Source organism: Pigmentiphaga litoralis, assembly GCF_048632615.1.
Taxonomy (GTDB): Bacteria; Pseudomonadota; Gammaproteobacteria; order Burkholderiales; family Burkholderiaceae_B; genus Pigmentiphaga; species Pigmentiphaga litoralis_B.
In genome coordinates this window covers 4,756,622-4,773,111 of the sequence record NZ_CP184479.1, presented here as the reverse complement: position 1 = coordinate 4,773,111, position 16,490 = coordinate 4,756,622, and the positions used below count along the sequence as shown (strand labels likewise).

Sequence of the window (16,490 nt, the reverse complement as noted above, 5' to 3'; positions counted from 1 at the left end):
GCAGTCCCTATGTTTCAACTGGAGAACGCGATGGGCGCCATGAGCGGTGCAAGCCTCGGTACCCACACCATGCAGTCCGAAGAGCGGGACAGCGACAACATGGTCAACGACATCGTGACCATGCTGGGCCGGCGTCTCACGGTCTATACCTCGCTCTACCAGACGGCACTGGCCGAACGCCTTCACCTGAGCATGGCGGACGTCAAGGCGCTGGAGCTCGTCATCGAGTTCGAGCCGATCACGACAGGCCAGCTGGCTTGCCTGGCCGGTATCAGCTCGGGCGGCACCACCGCCGTGATCGACCGGCTCGAGGTAGCGGGCTATGTCGTGCGGGACAAGCACCCGCTCGACCGGCGCATCGTCGTGATCCGGCCGGTGGCGGCCAAGTGCGCGGAGATCGAACACCACATGCGGTCGGTCGCCGAAGAAGTCGCACACATCGGCGCGCACTATGAGCACGAACAGTTGTCGGCGGTGCACAGCTTCCTGGCGCAATGCGTGCATGCATTGAAGACGGAAGCCCTGGGCATGCTGAACGACGGTGGCAACGCCAACCTTGCGGAGATCCGGCGCGAGTTCGCGCCGCGCAAGAGCGCGGAGCACAACTGAGTGTGATGGCGAGGCCGGCAACGGCCGCGTCTTGGACAGGGGTACGCACTGGCGTACCCCTTTTTTATGGCGCGCTTGATTGTCGGCGGCGCCGAGCCGGCAGCAACGCCATGGGCGGCTCCCCGCGTCGTGACGACACTCAGAAATACCCGTTGCGCCACATGCGCGGGGCGAAGAACGGGTAGGCTGGCGGCGTAAAATCGCGCTCCTGCGCGGTCAGGTCCAGCGCTTCCGGCAGCATGGCGCGCAACACGGACGCCACGGCAAAGGCCAGGACCAGCGCCATGAACAGGCTGGTCCAGACCTTGCGTTGGACCCGGCCAGCGGCGCCGTCGGGCCGGGCGCCGGGCGCCGCCGGCATCCGCTTCGTCCACGCCACCCCACACGCAATGAGCACGACGATCCACAACTGACTCATGGGCATAACCATCGAGCCGGATACGAAGGCATCGGCGATCGTGGCCGCGACACCGCCCATCAGCGTGGCCCGCAGCGCCTGTCCGGCCACGTCATCGGGGGCCACCGCGCGCCCCCGCCGCCAGATGGCCATGACGCCGCACACCAGCGCGGCCGTCAGCGCCACGACGGCCGGGACGCCCCATTCGGCTGCGATCTGCAACAGCCAGTCATGCGGGTGCGCATTGGCCTTCAGCGCCATGGCCCGATGCGCGAAATGAAGGGGACCTTCGCCCAGCCAGGGGTGCGACTGGATCATGGACCACGAGAGCCGCCACAGGTCCAGGCGACCCGACGCCGGGTCCACCAGACTGCGTTCGGCGACTCCCTGCAACACGCCGAACGGCTTGAGTCCCAGGGCCAGCGGCACGGCCACATACAGCAGCAGATAGGCAACGATCCCGGCCACCGCGCTGGTCAGCAGCACACGCGTCCAGGGCCAGGCCTGGCGCCCATACAGCACCAGCACGACTACGACGGCCACACCGATGCCGAACACCGTGCCGCGGCCGCCTGTGACAAACAACAGCATCCACCAGGCCGCCGTCATGCGCCACCACATGGCGCGATGCGCCGGATGGTCGGCCACGCCCGCCGCCGGCAACGCCAGCCAGGCCAGGAAAGGCAGGCTGATGGTCTGCACGTGATTCAGGAAACGGTGGTTGTCATAGCCGGGCGACAGGATCAACTGCGATGGCTGCACGCGGCCGATGACCGTGATCAGGTAATAGGCCATCGCCAGGAACATATACGCCACGCAGCCGTAGCCGCACCAGAGCGCCATGCGGCGCATGCGGGCTGCGATCTGACCACCGTCGGCATCCCGTGTCCATTCGGCCGCAATGGCCAATGCCAGCACGATCAGCAGCGTCAATGACCCCCATTCGTAGAAAGCATGCCTTGGCGACAGCGCCTGCGTGCCGGACACGATGCCCAGCAGCAACCACAGTCCCAGCCAGGCAGCGCCCGCGTTGCCTGGCCAGGCCAAGGCCCCGCCGTGGCGGTGCTGACGCGCCAGGACCGTCACGGCCGCGATCACCAGCACCAGGACCTGCATCAGGCGCTGGTTGTTGTGGTACGACGCGTCGATCGTCCACGGGATGTGCAGGAAGGGACCGACGGCCAGCGCCAGGCAGGTCAGCAACGTCAGCAGATAGCGCGACGCAAGGAGGGAAAGGGTCATGAAGGAGCAGGATTCTGGTCAGGGCGACATCTTAGCGGCAGGGGCTGAAGCGGCCGAAATGTCCGTGGCAGAAACCTTCGTGACCAGGAACTCAGTAGCGGACGTTGCGGTGCCCGTCGCGCCAGCCGGCCCCTTCCGTTGCCCGTTTCCATATGCGCCCGGCGCCACGCCGGCCCACCGCGTGAAGGCCCGGGCAAACACCTTGTCCGACGTGAACCCGAGACGGCGGGCCACCTCCGACACGCGTTGACCACCTTGCGCCAGCCGATCCGCTGCCAAGGTCAGCCGATGCGTGGCCAGATACTGAATCGGCGACACCTCGACCCGTTCGCGAAAGCGGGCGGCAAAACGAGTGCGCGACATGCCGGCCTCGCGCGCCAGCGTATCCAGCGTCCACGGACGCTCCGGCGCGCGATGGATAGCCATCAAGGCCCGGGCGATCGCCGGATCGGTCAGGCCGCGCAGCCAGCCGGCGTGCTGCATGCCGGACTGGGCAAGATGCGCCCGCAGCACCTGCACCAGCAGCAGGTCGGCCATCCGCGCCGCCGACAATTTCCACCCCGGCTGCTGCACCAGGGTTTCATCGACCAGGGTCTGCATCATCGCCGCAAGCGGACCGACAGTGGGCGATGCGGCGTCCGCCACGTGGATGATCGGTGGCAACAGGCGCATCACGGTATCGCGGCCATAGGCCGACAGCCACACGTGGGCGGAGAACAACTCGATGTGCGCGTCGCCTTCGCCGGTGTCGAACACCAGGGGCGCATCGCCGTGTTCGCCCACCGCGTGCCGTGCGATCAACGACGCGATCGGCTGCGGCGGCAGCGCGGGATCGGACGACACCGAATGCGCGCTGCCCAAGGGCAGCAACACCAGATCGCGCGGGCCGATCCAGCGCGGCGCCTCGTCCGCCATGCGAATCCAGTATCCGCCGCCGGTGGACATGCGGATCAACGCGCCTTCGACGCCGAGGGACTCGAGCGCAAAGGGACCCCGCAGGCGAAAGCGCGCCGTCACGGCCCGGTCTGCCCGGCAATCGGCCAATACGTCGCTCAGAACATCCACCGCGCCTCCCCTGTTCGATCCTGCATGGTCCGCATCGTTGCCGGCCGCATCGTTGTAAGCCGCAACGGTTGTAAGCCGCAACGGTGAAGATCGCAACCATTGCGTTCGACAGACCTTGCATCGGACAACTCTGGGTATCCGCAATTACTTGCCTGCCGGCCGCGGGACGAAAGGCGGGGTGTTTGGCCCGGCAAGCGGTTGCCCGGCCGCGAACGGTCGCCAACAATAACGACTTTCCTCAAGCACGCTCAACCTGCCGCCATGACCGCCTCGTCCCCGCTTCATACTCTTATCGTCGGCGGCGGCATTGCCGGATCCGCGCTCGCTATTGCCCTGGCCTCGGACGGCCACCGCGTCACCGTGCTCGAAAAGCAATCGAAGTGGGCTTTCCAAAGCTCCGGCATTTTCATCTACAGCAACGGCCTGGTCGCGCTTGACCGGATCGGTGTCCTGCCCGAGATCCTGGCCGCGGGCTTTGTCGTGGAAGATGGCGAAAACATCTATCTCGATCATCATGGCGACCCTATCGTCGACGTGTTCTACCCTGCCGCGGACGGCGGCCGCATTCCCCCGGTCATCGGCATCAAGCGCGCCGAGATGCACCGAGTGCTGGCGACCCGCATGCAGGCATTGGGCGTGGAAGTGCGGCTGGGCACGAGCGTGGACGCGATCCTGGACGACGCCATGCATACGGCAGCGAACAGTACCGCTGCCGGCGCGCCCGACACCGCGCCAGGCAGTGCGACGCAAGGCGCCGCCAACGCTCCGCGACTCGGTCCCGTCAGGGTGCGGACCAGTGACGGCGCAACCATTGCCTGCGATCTGGTCGTCGGCGCCGATGGCATACGCTCGCACGTGCGGACCCTGCTCCTGGGCGCCATCGAACCGACGTACACCGGATTTGGGGTCTGGCGCAGCATTCACGAACGGCCCGCCGACGTCGTCAGCAAGCTCCTGATGATGGGCGTGGGCAAACGTTTCGGCGTCATGCCGATCTCGCACGACACGCTGTATGTCTACGCCACCAGCAACGAACCCGGGCGGCCCTGGTACGCGCCCGACACGTGGCATGCGCACATGCGCGCCAAGTTCGACGAATTCCAGGGTCCGGCGCGCCGTTATCTCGAGCAACTGTCGCCGGAGACCGAAACGCTCTATACCTCGGTCGAAGAGGTGCGCCTGCCATTGCCCTGGCATCGTGGACGCGTGCAACTGATTGGCGACGCGGCGCATGCCTCGACCCCCTTCATGGGACAAGGCGGCGCCATGGCGCTGGAAGACGCCGTGGTGCTGGCCGACATGCTGCGCACCCGGACGCCCGACACCCCGCTGACACACACCCTGCAGGCCTTTGGCGAGCGCCGCTATCCGCGCTGCGCGTTCGTGCAGGACGTGTCGCGCAAGGTGGGCGAAGCCGGGGGACTCGAGAACGATGCGAGTTGTCAGGTACGCAACGAACGCATGAAAGCTGGCGCCCAGGCTGACGTCGACCGTTTCTATGGCCAGATGCTGGGACCCATTTGAGTTGTGCCATGATGGACGCCTGCCATGACGGAGGCCAGCTCCATGCTACAGAATGACCTGCTTCAGCGCCTGGCGGCGCTGCCCGCCGACACGCCATTGTCGGCCGCCCACGTCACCGCGCTCCATCACGCGCGACTCGCGCCGGATCCCTTGAGCGCGCTCAAGGGGGTGCCTGCCGACCGGCTCGATGCCTGGCGTCTGCCTGCCGAAACCCATACGGTCCACGCGGCCGAGCCCCTGCCCCGATTCCGCCTGGGCGCGGTATTGGCTGGGCCGACCCATGCCGACGAAGATGGGCGCGACGGCGACCTTGACGCTGCGGCGCGGCTGCGCACGGCGTTCCCGCTGTTCACCTATGCCGACGGTGCGGAAGACGACTTTCTGACCTCGCTGCGCCACGCCGAAGATCCCGTCGGCTTCCGCATCCTGCGCATTCCCGCGCCGTTCGATCTTCCGGAAGCCGGCCGCGCTGCACCGGATGTGCAGGGACCGGACATCCAGGCCTTCCTTGGCGCCTTGCGCAGTGATCCCGATGCCGCGGTGGCCGCGGCACAACGTCTGCCGCCGCCCCTGCTGGCCGGCTTCAACGCCGCCAACTGGCTACTGGCCGAGATGGCACGTCCTCAATTGAAGTCTGCGGATCTCCACCAGGTGGCCGAATCGCTCTCGCTGCTTGCCGATGATGACCTGGGCCAGGGGATCAACGTCTACGGCCATGCCGAAAGCCTTCAGGGCGGGCTGGTCACACGGCTTTCGTTTACCATGGCGCACCTCGTTGCCGGCCTGACCCAGACGAGCCGCTTCCTGGACGGTTCGTCGACGGGCTACGCTGCCTTGGTGACCACGCTCATCAAACTGGGCGCGGATTTTGCGCTTGAGAACAACGAGGGCCAGAACGCGATGCAGGTGGCCACGGCGGTCCGGCATCGCCACGTGTCGAGCCCCTTCCTGAACCTGATCGACAAGTTTCTGCTGGTCCAGCAACTCGACGACATGCTCTTGCATGGCGACGACGAAAACGCCGACAAGATCTGATTTTCAAAGCGAGCCTTTCATGACGACTACCCCCAATCCCCAAGACGGCGACGATCACGTCGAAACCGAAGAAGAACTGCAGGCGCTGTTCACGGCCGAAGCCCGGCGTCTGCTCAAGACCCTGAACCAGCCTGCGTCGCTTCGGGCGCGTCACGAAGATATCGTTGCCGGCCTGCAAGACACGCATCCCGACATTTACGACAAGTGGATGGCGTCAACTGACACGTACGGCGAAGCCGCGCGTTTCCTGTTCCCCTTTCTGACCGACCCCGATGTCGAGATGACGGATGAGCAGGCGGATCACTATCAAAAGCTCTACGAAGACGCCGTGCAATACGGCAAGGCGTTGGCCGATGCCGTCAAGGCCAGGTCCTGACACGTCGCTTCCGGCTACTGTTGGGCACAAGACTTGCTGAGGTGACAGACTCACAGCGCCAACGTCTGGCGCTGCCTCGACGCCTCACCGCACCTTGTGCTCTAAGGAAACCTGACGAATGACGCGAAACAAGAAGATTGCCGCGGGAATCGTTGGCACGTTGGTCCTGCTGATTGTGATCCTTGTGATCGTGATCGCTACCTTCGACTGGAACCGGCTGAAGCCGACGATCAATGAAAAAGTTTCCGATGCAATCGGCCGCCAGTTCGCAATCAATGGCGATCTGAGCGTGCGCTGGGCGCGGGATGCCGATACGACCGGATGGCGCGGCTGGTTTCCCTGGCCGCATGTCACCGCCAACGACATCACCGTTGCCAATACCGACTGGGGCAAAGCCCCCTGTTCGCCAGCCTGCAGCGCGGCGAATTCAGTCTCTCGCCCCTTCCCCTGTTGGCGCATCGCGTGGTCATCCGTCACGTCCAGCTGACCCGTCCGTCCGCGGATTTGCAGCGGCTGGCGGATGGCCGGGCCAACTGGAACTTCCAGATGAAGGACGACGGCAGCGAAGAGCCGTCCTCGTGGGTCATCGACCTGAATGAGGTCCTGTTCGACAAGGGGCGTGTTGCGTTTGTGGATGAGACCCTGAAGGCCGATCTGGAAGTGTTGATCGATCCGTTGGGCAAGCCGATTCCCTACGCCGAAATCGCCGGTGAGGCCGCCGCGAACGACGCGCGCAGCATTGGCAAGGCCGACTTGCGCGACTACGTCTATGGATGGGCCGTGAAGGGCAAGTACAACGCGCAGTCCTTGAGCGGCGAAGGCAAGATCGGCGGCAGGCTGGCGCTTGAAGAAACCGATGTGCCCTTCCCTTTGCAGGCCGACGTCAAGGTCGGCGACACGCGTGGGTCGGTCGTCGGAACCTTCACGGACCCGATGCACCTGGGCAAGCTTGACGTGAAGCTGAAGCTGTCGGGCGCCAGCATGGCCGACTTGTTCCCGCTGATCGGCGTGGCGCTTCCGGATACGCCGCCCTATTCGACGGACGGACGTCTGGTCGCGGAAATCAGCCGGCCAGAAGGCGGCCACTTCGAATACCGTGGCTTCAACGGCAAGGTGGGCCAGAGCGATATCCACGGCGAAATCTCGTTCGACAAGATCACGCCCCGGCCCAAGCTGGCAGGCCGGTTGACCTCGAATCTGCTGCGCCTGGAGGATCTCGGTCCGCTGGTGGGTGTGCAATCGGGCGGCGCCAAAAAGCCTGACGACAGCGCGACCAAGCAGCCTGCCAACAAGGCCCTGCCAGTGCAGGAATTCCGCACGGAACGCTGGGCAGACATGGACGCCGACGTGACGCTGGCCGCCAAACGCATCGTGCATGGCGCCAAGCTGCCGCTCTCCAACCTGGACGTGCATGCTGTGCTGGACGCCGGCAAGCTTACGCTGGATCCCCTGAACTTCGGCATGGCGGGCGGCACCATGCGCTCGACCATCGCACTGGACGGTTCCAAAACGCCGATGCAGGGACGGGTCAAGATCGGTGCGCGCAAGCTGCAGCTCAAGCAGCTGTTTGCCGATGCCAAGGCCATGGAGAAAAGCCTGGGCGAGATGAATGGCGATGCGGCGATCACCGGTACGGGCAATTCCGTCGCGGCATTGCTGGGTTCTTCGAACGGCGAAGTCAAATTGCTGGTCAATGATGGCGTCATCAGCCAGAGCCTGATGGAAATCGCCGGCTTGAACGTGGGCAACTACGTGGTCAGCAAACTGTTCGGCGACGACGAAGTGAACATCAATTGCGCCGCGTCGGACATCGCGATCAAAGATGGCCTGGCCACGCCGAACATGTTCGTCTTCGACACCGAGAACGCGATTATCAACGTCACGGGCGAAACCAACTTCAAGACCGAAGCCATGGACCTGGACATCACGCCCAAGAGCAAGGGCTTCCGGATCTTCTCGCTGCGTTCGCCGCTGTATGTGCGTGGGACCTTCAAGGATCCCAAGCCCGGCGTGCACGTGGGTCCGCTGGCCGCGCGCGCAGCTGGCATGGTGGCACTGGGTGTGGTTGCCGCCCCGGCCGCTGGCCTGCTGGCGCTGATCGCTCCGAGCGCTGGCGAGGACGACAGCAAGTGCAGCGCAATGCTGCGCCAGATGCAGGGCGCGCCCCAGGCGCCGGCTCCCAAGAGCCGGTAAGCCGAAGGCGCACGGCCCCGTTGCCGGGGCCGTTCGTAAGCCGAAGCACGGCCTTGCTTTCGGGGGCCGTGTGTAAGCCGCAGCGGCTCGCAGTATTAGAGAGCCGCGTGCATGGTCAACGGCCCGCCCTATCGGCGGGCCGCTTTCTATTTCACTTCGGGATACTGCCCCTGCTTGAGCAGCTTAGCCAGGTGCACGCAGTTGTTGACCAGCACTTCCATGGCACCCTGCGTTTTTTCAGGCGTTTTGGGCAGGTCCTTGAAATCGACGCCTTGCATGGCCTCGCCCACCCAGTACGCCGTAGCGGACGCGGGAATGGTGTATCCGACGTCGTTCAAGGCCTGGAATAGCTCGGCCGCAACGTGATGCGCGCCATCTTCGTTGCCTACCACTGCGACTGCCGCCACCCGGCCAAAGGTCAGCATGCGGCCCCCTTGGTCCCTGTCGCTCAACATGGCGTCCAGCCGTTCCAGCACGCGCTGGCATTCGCTGGACGGATGGCCAAGCCAGATCGGGGTTCCCAACAACAGGATGTCTGCTTCAAGCACCTTGTCTCGCAACGCTGGCCAGTCGTCGTCCTCACCTTCGTCGGCCGTCACGCCCGGTTTGATCGTGTAGTCGACGGCCCGGATGATCTCGCCAGGCGCGCCGGCCTGATTGAACAGTTCCATGGTCCGCGACAACAGCAGTCCGCATGACGAATCGTTCGGTGACGGCTTGAGCGTGCAATTGATGGCCAATGTGGTGAGCGACATGACATTCCCCTGTGGATGGCAATGCCGTCAAGCTCAGCAAGTGGCGTTCCGCCGCGCTTTGCGCTCCTGATGCAGAAACCACAGCAGGACTGCAGTCTGCAGAACCGCCACACCGCCCAACGTCAGCATGAACGCCTGCGGGCGGGACAGCCCCGTCTCCCGCAGCAGGTCGACCACGAGGCCGACCGACCACTGCGCAATGAAGGCGCCCACGAACACGAACATGTTGTAGAGCGTCACCAGGCGCCCCGCGGCTTCTTTGGGAAACTGCATGGCCAGGGCGGGCTGCATCAACATGATGGGCGCGACGCCCACGCCCACCACCAGCCACAACATCCAGGCTTCGCGCATGGGCGACACGGCGATCAGGAAGATGGCCGAAATGCAGATCACGTAACCGACCAGGGCAATCGGCGTCAGGCCAAAGCGCCGCTGCAGGGGCGGACTGAGCACGCTCATTCCGACGTAGCCTGCCATCATCGCGACCATGGACCACAACAGCCCCGTCGCGCTTTCGCTGGCGCTCATGCCAAGCACGTCGGTCATCCAGGGTCCGGCCCACAGCGTTTGCAAGGCGATGATGCTGCCCTGCCCGACCGCCGCGAGCGGCATGGCGCGCAGGATGACCGGATGCCGCAACAGCCGGCGCAACGACAGGTCTTCGGACGCCTGTCCGGCCGGCAGCCGTTGCACGTCGGCATCGGGCACGAATCGCCACAGCAGCGCCGCGATGACCGCGAGCGAGATGCCCGACGCCAGATGTACGCTGCGCCAGCCCCATGCCGCGGCCAGCGCAGCCGCCGGCGTCGTGAAGAACACCGCCCCGCCGGTGCCCGCCACCAGGATCCACAAGGCCAGCTGCGGCTGGCGGTCAGCCGGATAGCACCGGCGAAAATACGAGAACGGCGCCATCAGGCTGGCCGCCACGCCGCACCCGATCAGCGCGCGTCCGAGCGAGGTCAGCGCAAAGCCGTCCGCCGCGACCAGCACGAAGGATCCGATCGCGGCTACCACCAACAGGCTGGACTCGACGCGCCGCGCACCATACCGGTCCAGCCATACGCCAAGTGGGGCTTGCATGACGGCCAGCGACACGAAAAAGGCTGACGAAAGCCAGCCCAATTGGGACGTGTTGAGCTTGAGGTCCTGCGTGATGTAGGGCGCAAGGACGGCATTGACGGATCGCAGGCCGTACGAACAGAAATACGCGATCGCGAAGCAGGCAAAGATGAAGATGGACTGGCGCCGGCTGAGCCCGGCGCTGTTGTTGTCTGATGGCATACATGCATTATGCCCCCCCGCGGCGCTGCGCGCCTCCCCCAGGGGCGGCACTGGCGGACTGGCGAAGCCAGATCCGCTGTGCCCCTAAGGGGCAGTGTCTCAGCGCGCGACGTGGGAGGTAAGTCCACCCTCAGCGCTGCGCGCCGCCCCCGGGGCGGCACCAGTGGACTGGCGCAGCTAGATCCGCTGTGCCCTTAGTGGGTTGTCTCAGTGCGGGGGCTGCTCTTTATCAGCCGATCAGCGGGAACTCGTCGAACTTGATGGGCGTGCGGGCGGGGTAGCGGGTGTCGAAGGCATAGCTGCTGACGGTGCCGGCTTTGGAATCGAACACGCTGTAGGCCGTGATGTCGTTGCTCGACAGGAACGGGACGTTGCCGGTACCGGCCAGTTCGGCCATGACGTTGCGCAGGTTGGGCGCGACGATGGGGCGGCCGTGGGGATCGCCGTCCAGGGGTAATCGGCCTGGTTCCAGGTGAGCGCCGTGTGGGGCTGGGTGGCGGACAGCGCGGGGATCGCCGTCCGTTTGGGGGCCAGACCGGCCACATAGGCGCCGTAGGTGTTGCCGACGTTGGACGTCTCAATGTAGTTAAGGTTGCCAACTTTCGATCGGCACCACAGGTGCGAGTGACCCACGTGGACGAGCTGGACGCCCGCCGCCACCAGCAGCGGTTCGATGTCCGTCTTCCAGACGTCTTCGGCCAGCGGATAATCGTATTTCACGTAACGCATGCGCTTGGCCGCGATGATGGGCTGGATGTCCGATGCCCACGTGGCGGCGCTGATCGGCAGGGCGAGCGGGCCCAGGATCCGGCGCTGGCCGTTGGCGTCTTCATAATCGAAGCTGACCTTGGTTTGCGCCATGGTCGGAATGGCGTTGTCGCCCAGGCCAAAGACCGACTGGTGGACCATCACGATCTTGTACTTGGCCGATTTGAACTCGGCGCTTTCCAGTACGCCCTGCAGCCAGGCGTACTGGCGCGAGCTTTGCCGAACGGCCAGAACTGGAAGTCGCCGAAGCCCCAGGCGTCGGGATTGTTGACATCCGCAAGCGTTTCGCTCAGCTTGCCCTTGCTGTTGGCGCCCCACCCGCGCCAGATGCGGTTGCCATCCATCGCGATCACATGGACGTCGCCCAGGCGCTGCGAATAGTAGCGTTTGCCTTCCGGCCCCTCGGGCAGCGTGAACATTTCCTCGTACGAGATCGTTTCGAAGGAATTGTCGGCAATCCAGGTGGCGCGGACCTTGGGATCGTTGGTGGGGTTGATCGTTGCGGCCTGCTGCGCATAGCGCATCTCGGCATACCACAGCGGCTGCGGATCGTTGAACATGGTGCCCAGGTCATTGGTCTGTGGACGCCACCGGCCCGAGTATTCATGGTTGCCCAGAATAGGCATGATCCACGCATTCTGCAGCAGCGCGCCACCGGTGTAGGTGGACGTGGGCTGCCACTTGGTCATCGTGCCCTGCATCGCGGCAAAGAACGGTGGCGCATCGGGCACGTTGTTGTCGAACCATTCCGACGCGCGATTCGGCACGTTGACCAGATCGCCGGCAAACAGCACGCCGTCGATCGGGGCCAGCGTCTCTGCAACCCGCTCGTAATTGGCGGCGGCCATCTTTTTCAGCTGCAGGTCGGACGTCAGCAACAGCCGGGTCGTCTGGCCGGCGGTGGGCAGGGCCTGCAGCGTGTTGTCGTCGCTGCGCATGGCCTTCGTGCCATCGCTGCTGACTGCCACATAGGGCACACGCACGCCCGCGGTCAGACCGGTCACGGTGGCTTCGTGGCGCCAGATATCGCGCTCGGTCACGCCGGTGTAGGTGCGGCCGGTGACCTTGGACGTCTTGTCTTCGTACATGCGCGACATCTTGCGCGAGGTGGCGGGTACCGCGCGATCCAGGGATGCGCCATAGCGGACCTGGTGGTCCTTGCCTTCGAATTCCGTGAACCACACGACACGCACCGTATCGGCCGTGGGCAGTTGCAGCATGGGTTCGGACAGCACGAGGCGGTCGCTGCTGAAACGCGTGGTGGGCAACGGGGCCAGGGGCGTGGTGGGCGGGGTGGTCGGGTTGGTGCCGACACTGTCGTCGTCGCCACCCCCGCAGGCAGCCAGCGCGCCCGATCCAGCGAGCGCGGCGGCGATCACACTGACTTTCTTTCCAAACGTCCTGCGGTCCATGCGTCATCCTTTCGTGAGTGATGACGCACTCTATAAGACTGCCCTTTCAGCTACATGACAGGTGACCGCGTTTCTCCGGCCGCTCGAGGGCACAGACGATCCGGCTTTGCCGGTCGACCAGTGCCGCCCCTGGGGGAGACGCGAAGCGTCTAGGGGGCAATCCTGCCCTACCCAGGGCACAGCGGATCTGGCTTCGCCAGTCCGCCAGTGCCGCCCCTGGGGGAGGCGCGCAGCGCCTAGGGGGGCCAATCATTCAGATTTCAGGTTCAGTTTCTTGATCAAGGGGCCCCAGCGCTTCAGTTCGTCGTCCATGTAGCTCCTGAACGCCGCGGGGGATTCGCCTACCGGGTCCATGTACACGGCCTGGAGGCGGCTGCGGACGGTAGGGTCTTGCAGGGCGGCGATCAGGGCGTCCGACAGGGTTTTCTGGATAGGCGCTGGCACCTTGGAGCCGATCACGAAGCCTATCCATGCGGACCCTTCGATCCCGGGCACGCCCACCTCGGCCAGGGTGGGAATGTCGGGCAGCAGCGCCGACCGGCGCGATGACGTAACGGCAAGGGCTTTGAGGCGCCCTTCCTTCACCATCGGCATGACGGCCACCGGTGGCAGCGCACCGAACTGCGTGTCCCCGGCGACCAGCGACGTCAATGCCGCGGGCGACGACGGGTAAGGGACATGGGTGGCGCTGCTGCCGATCTGCTGCAGCATCAGTTCGACCGACAGGTGCGACACGGTGCCTGCCCCGGTGGACGGAAAGTTGGACTTGCCCGGCTGCTTCTTCAGCATGTCCAGCAACTGCGCAATGGTGGCGATGCCGGAGTCGCTGCGCACGACCAGGACATTGGGCTGGTGCACGGCCAGTGTCAACGGCGACAGGTCCTTGACCGGGTCATAGGGCAGCTTGTCGAACAGCAGCGTGTTGTTGACCAGCGGGCCGGTGATGGACACCCCGAACGTGTAGCCGTCGGGCTTGGCCATGGCGATGGCATTCGTGCCGATATTGCCGCTGGCGCCCGGCTTGTTTTCGACGACGATGGTCTGGCCCAGCAGCGCGCCAGCCTTCTCGCCCACGATGCGCGCCACCTGGTCCGGACTCGAGCCCGGGCCAAAGGGCACCACCAGTTTCAAGGGCTGCGAGGGAAACGCGTCGGCGGCCAGCGCCGGCAGCGCCGCGCCCCCCAGGGCGGCGGCGATCAGGCACGCTCCCAGCGTCAACATGGCACGGCGCCGGGTGGACGGCGCCTTGGTACCGGCAGCCTGGTGGACGACCGCAACGATCGGGAACCGGCTCATGCTGCGTCTCCCGCCGGGACCATCTTTTCGAAGTAGCGCTGCTCGTTCGCGATGAAGGCAGCCACCATGGCGCGGTAGGTGGCGTCGACCACGTCATCCAGATGCGCAAAGCCACGATCGTGGCGCTGCGCCAGTGCGCGCGCCTTGGCGAATACTTCTTCCTGACGCGCTGGCGCCGACACCTGGTAGGCATCACGTTTGAAGCGCGCGGCATCCTTGACGTACATCGCGCGCTGCGCGATCAGCGCAACGATCTGGTCATCCAGTGCGTCGATGTTCTGGCGGACATCGGCCAGCGTCTGGCACAAGGGTTGGTAGGCCGGGTCCGCATAGGCGCGCGCCGGCCCGGACTGGGTCGAAGGTTCTTGCACGGGGTCTCCATGGGCAGGGAATGTCGGTGCATTCCTCTTGGTTAGAAGGATAAGGGTTTAAAACGTGTAGCTCGCCCCGCCGCCCACCATCCAGTTGCGGCCGGGCGCGGGTTCGAAATACCGCCCGTTCGACTCGTTGACAATGACCGACCCAGCGTAGCGGCGGTCGAACAGATTGTCCACTCGTGCAGACAGGTTCAGCCGCCACGGGCCGGCATTCGCGACATAGCCGGCTGCCAGTGCCGCCACGACGTACGACGGCGATGCGTCACTGTTGCGATCGTCAACGAACACGCTGCTCAGATAGCGCCCCTCGACCGTGGCGCGGAAGCCCTTGGGCGGCACCCAGCCGACCGACGCAAACGCCGACTGGCGAGCCACGCCGGGCATGCGCGCCCCGGACGTGATGGCCGGACTGGCGCACGGCGCTTGCGCGCACACCGTGTCGCGGTATTGCGCATCGAGCCAGGTGTAGGCGACCTGGGCGCGCCACTGATCGTGGAAGTAGCCGTCCCATCCCAATTCGACACCCTGACGCCGCGTGCGCCCGGCGTTCTGGAAGGTGGCGCGCCCATTGGTGTTCGAGGCCGTTACGATCTCGTCGTCGGTGGTAGTGCGAAACAGCGCGGCGGTCAGCAGGCCGCCGGCCAGAGTCGATTTGGCGCCGACTTCAACCGTGGTGTTGGTGGCGGGCTGAAGGGCAAAGTTCAGCCCTGGCGTCTGGTCGGGACGGTAAGACAATTCATTGAGCGTCGGCGTCTCGAATCCTCGTCCCGCGGTCGCATACAGGTTGAGCCTGTCGGTCGCCGCGTAGCGTAGCGACGCGACAGGCAAGGCCTTGCGAAAGCGCGTGCTGCCGCTGTCGTCGCCATTGGCGCCCACGATGTAGTTGTCGTCCGACCTGAACCGGATGGTGCTGTAACGCAGCCCGCCTTCCAGCGTCCACTTGTCCAGGAATTGCCATGACGCCTGCACGTACGGGTCCAGGTTGCTGACCGTGTTGTCTTCGTCGCGCCGAAGCGCGCCCATGACACCCACCGTTTGCTGCGCGCCCGTTCCCGTGAAGTTGTTGTAGCCCTTGCGGCGCTCGGCCAGCGTGTCGTAGGCCAGGCCTGCGATCAACATGACGGGCCGGCCGCCCATCGTGCGGCGATGCGTCCAGCGCACGTCGGCCCCGCCATAGTCGCGATCCAGATCGATCACGCCCCCGGCATGGGTCGGATTGAGCTGGGGCGCGGGCGGGATGGACTGATACTGCGTCGTCGAGCGCGATCCGTAATACAGCATGGCGCGAAAGTCGTTGTCGGCGTCAATGCGGCGCTCGTACAGCAGGCCGCCCTGCGTCTGCGACACCGTCTTGCGCGTGTTGTACTGCTGGGCCAGCGCTGCCGTACGGGGCGAGGTATCGAACTGCCCACGGGTCAGTCCCAGCGGATCCTGGGCGGTCAGGTCGACGCTGTTCAGGGTCATGGTCAGGGTGCTGTCGTCATCCAGCCGCCAGCCCAGCCGCGCGTTCGCCAGATTCTTGCGGGCCGCGCTGTGATCGCGATAGCCCTCGGTCGTCATGCGATTCACATCGAGCACGTAGTCGAACTGGCCCGCGCGGCCGGCCGTGCCCAGCTCTCCGGTCGCCTTCAGCCCGTAGCGCCACGTGCCATAGCTGCCGGCCGAGAAGGAAGCGCCGAGCGTGGGCGGCCCTTTGCCATCCTGCGTGAAGACCTGCATCACTCCACCCGAGGAATTTCCGTACAGGGCCGAGAAGGGTCCGCGCAGGATCTCGACGCGGTCCGCCGACGAGATGTCGATGTTCGACGTCTGTCCCTGCCCGTCGGGCAAGGTGGCCGGAATGCCGTCCACATACACCCGCAAGCCGCGAATGCCGAAGGTCGACCGGGCGCCGAAGCCGCGGATGGAAATCTGCAGGTCCTGCGCATAGTTCTGGCGATTCTGGATCTGCAGCCCGGGCACCCCGCCCAGGCTTTCCGACAGGTTGATCTGCGGTCGCATGTCGCGCATGGTCTCGCCATCGACCACGCTGGCCGAGGCGGGAACGTCTTTCAGCAAGGCCTCGGTGCGGGACGTCGTCACCACCACCGGAGCCAGCACGGCAGGCGCATCGGCGGCCTGCAGGACGGGCGCAAACACGGCTCCCAGGCACATTGCAGG

General features: G+C 65.3%; 13 protein-coding genes and 1 pseudogene. 5 read left to right on the top strand and 9 right to left on the bottom strand.

Annotated features, from left to right (window positions below):
* The first annotated feature begins 9 nt into the window (after nucleotides 1–9).
* On the top strand, nucleotides 10–609 hold the full coding sequence (locus ACNANG_RS22015) for a MarR family winged helix-turn-helix transcriptional regulator (protein ID WP_420224801.1): 600 nt from the start codon (nucleotides 10–12) through the stop codon (nucleotides 607–609).
* A gap of 139 nt (nucleotides 610–748) precedes the next feature.
* On the opposite strand, the gene ACNANG_RS22010 is transcribed toward ACNANG_RS22015, so the two are convergent.
* Both ACNANG_RS22010 and ACNANG_RS22005 read right to left on the bottom strand, forming a co-directional pair.
* Nucleotides 749–2,248 (bottom strand): O-antigen ligase family protein, encoded by a 1,500-nt coding sequence (locus ACNANG_RS22010; protein ID WP_420224800.1) that lies wholly within the window; start codon nucleotides 2,246–2,248, stop codon nucleotides 749–751.
* An 18-nt stretch (nucleotides 2,249–2,266) separates the two neighbouring features.
* Entirely contained in the window at nucleotides 2,267–3,313 is a 1,047-nt protein-coding gene (locus tag ACNANG_RS22005; RefSeq protein WP_420224799.1) for an AraC family transcriptional regulator, read from the bottom strand.
* 261 nt (nucleotides 3,314–3,574) lie between these two features.
* Here ACNANG_RS22005 and ACNANG_RS22000 point away from each other — a divergent pair, with 261 nt between their 5' ends.
* The 4 genes and pseudogenes from ACNANG_RS22000 to ACNANG_RS21985 all read left to right on the top strand — a co-directional run bounded on the left by ACNANG_RS22000 (nucleotide 3,575) and on the right by ACNANG_RS21985 (nucleotide 8,441).
* A complete protein-coding gene (locus ACNANG_RS22000) occupies nucleotides 3,575–4,837 on the top strand; it encodes an FAD-dependent oxidoreductase (protein ID WP_420224798.1) in 1,263 nt (420 codons plus the stop codon).
* 42 nt (nucleotides 4,838–4,879) lie between these two features.
* The gene (locus ACNANG_RS21995) at nucleotides 4,880–5,872 is read left to right on the top strand and encodes a hypothetical protein (protein ID WP_420224797.1); all 993 of its coding nucleotides are present in this window, start codon (nucleotides 4,880–4,882) and stop codon (nucleotides 5,870–5,872) included.
* A 19-nt stretch (nucleotides 5,873–5,891) separates the two neighbouring features.
* Entirely contained in the window at nucleotides 5,892–6,248 is a 357-nt protein-coding gene (locus tag ACNANG_RS21990; protein ID WP_420224796.1) for a hypothetical protein, read from the top strand.
* A gap of 118 nt (nucleotides 6,249–6,366) precedes the next feature.
* Nucleotides 6,367–8,441: pseudogene (locus ACNANG_RS21985) on the top strand (AsmA family protein).
* Between the two features lie 146 nt (nucleotides 8,442–8,587).
* On the opposite strand, the gene ACNANG_RS21980 reads toward ACNANG_RS21985, so the two are convergent.
* The 7 genes from ACNANG_RS21980 to ACNANG_RS21950 all read right to left on the bottom strand — a co-directional run bounded on the left by ACNANG_RS21980 (nucleotide 8,588) and on the right by ACNANG_RS21950 (nucleotide 16,484).
* Complete coding sequence (locus tag ACNANG_RS21980; RefSeq protein ID WP_420224795.1) at nucleotides 8,588–9,196, bottom strand: flavodoxin family protein; 609 nt, start codon at nucleotides 9,194–9,196, stop codon at nucleotides 8,588–8,590.
* A gap of 33 nt (nucleotides 9,197–9,229) precedes the next feature.
* Complete coding sequence (locus tag ACNANG_RS21975) at nucleotides 9,230–10,477, bottom strand: MFS transporter (protein WP_420224794.1); 1,248 nt, start codon at nucleotides 10,475–10,477, stop codon at nucleotides 9,230–9,232.
* Nucleotides 10,478–10,706: 229 nt separating this feature from the next.
* Complete coding sequence (locus ACNANG_RS21970) at nucleotides 10,707–10,874, bottom strand: hypothetical protein (RefSeq protein ID WP_420224793.1); 168 nt, start codon at nucleotides 10,872–10,874, stop codon at nucleotides 10,707–10,709.
* Between the two features lie 511 nt (nucleotides 10,875–11,385).
* Entirely contained in the window at nucleotides 11,386–12,657 is a 1,272-nt protein-coding gene (locus ACNANG_RS21965; protein ID WP_420224792.1) for a fibronectin type III domain-containing protein, read from the bottom strand.
* 249 nt (nucleotides 12,658–12,906) lie between these two features.
* Complete coding sequence (locus ACNANG_RS21960; RefSeq protein WP_420227631.1) at nucleotides 12,907–13,878, bottom strand: Bug family tripartite tricarboxylate transporter substrate binding protein; 972 nt, start codon at nucleotides 13,876–13,878, stop codon at nucleotides 12,907–12,909.
* 71 nt (nucleotides 13,879–13,949) lie between these two features.
* Nucleotides 13,950–14,324 (bottom strand): chorismate mutase, encoded by a 375-nt coding sequence (locus ACNANG_RS21955; RefSeq protein ID WP_420224791.1) that lies wholly within the window; start codon nucleotides 14,322–14,324, stop codon nucleotides 13,950–13,952.
* A gap of 57 nt (nucleotides 14,325–14,381) precedes the next feature.
* Nucleotides 14,382–16,484, bottom strand: coding sequence for a TonB-dependent receptor family protein (locus tag ACNANG_RS21950; RefSeq protein WP_420227630.1), 2,103 nt, complete (start codon nucleotides 16,482–16,484; stop codon nucleotides 14,382–14,384).
* Nucleotides 16,485–16,490 lie beyond the last annotated feature (6 nt).

What these genes read in the sequence shown, in the direction of transcription:
- ACNANG_RS21950 (WP_420227630.1), bottom strand. Translation starts at nt 16,484, where the DNA reads ATGTGCCTGGGAGCCGTGTTTGCGCCCGTCCTGCAGGCCGCCGATGCG.
- ACNANG_RS21965 (WP_420224792.1), bottom strand. Translation starts at nt 12,657, where the DNA reads ATGGACCGCAGGACGTTTGGAAAGAAAGTCAGTGTGATCGCCGCCGCG.
- ACNANG_RS21960 (WP_420227631.1), bottom strand. Translation starts at nt 13,878, where the DNA reads ATGTTGACGCTGGGAGCGTGCCTGATCGCCGCCGCCCTGGGGGGCGCG.
- ACNANG_RS21975 (WP_420224794.1), bottom strand. Translation starts at nt 10,477, where the DNA reads ATGCCATCAGACAACAACAGCGCCGGGCTCAGCCGGCGCCAGTCCATC.
- ACNANG_RS21980 (WP_420224795.1), bottom strand. Translation starts at nt 9,196, where the DNA reads ATGTCGCTCACCACATTGGCCATCAATTGCACGCTCAAGCCGTCACCG.
- ACNANG_RS22000 (WP_420224798.1), top strand. Translation starts at nt 3,575, where the DNA reads ATGACCGCCTCGTCCCCGCTTCATACTCTTATCGTCGGCGGCGGCATT.
- ACNANG_RS22010 (WP_420224800.1), bottom strand. Translation starts at nt 2,248, where the DNA reads ATGACCCTTTCCCTCCTTGCGTCGCGCTATCTGCTGACGTTGCTGACC.
- ACNANG_RS21995 (WP_420224797.1), top strand. Translation starts at nt 4,880, where the DNA reads ATGCTACAGAATGACCTGCTTCAGCGCCTGGCGGCGCTGCCCGCCGAC.
- ACNANG_RS21990 (WP_420224796.1), top strand. Translation starts at nt 5,892, where the DNA reads ATGACGACTACCCCCAATCCCCAAGACGGCGACGATCACGTCGAAACC.
- ACNANG_RS22015 (WP_420224801.1), top strand. Translation starts at nt 10, where the DNA reads ATGTTTCAACTGGAGAACGCGATGGGCGCCATGAGCGGTGCAAGCCTC.
- ACNANG_RS21970 (WP_420224793.1), bottom strand. Translation starts at nt 10,874, where the DNA reads ATGGCCGAACTGGCCGGTACCGGCAACGTCCCGTTCCTGTCGAGCAAC.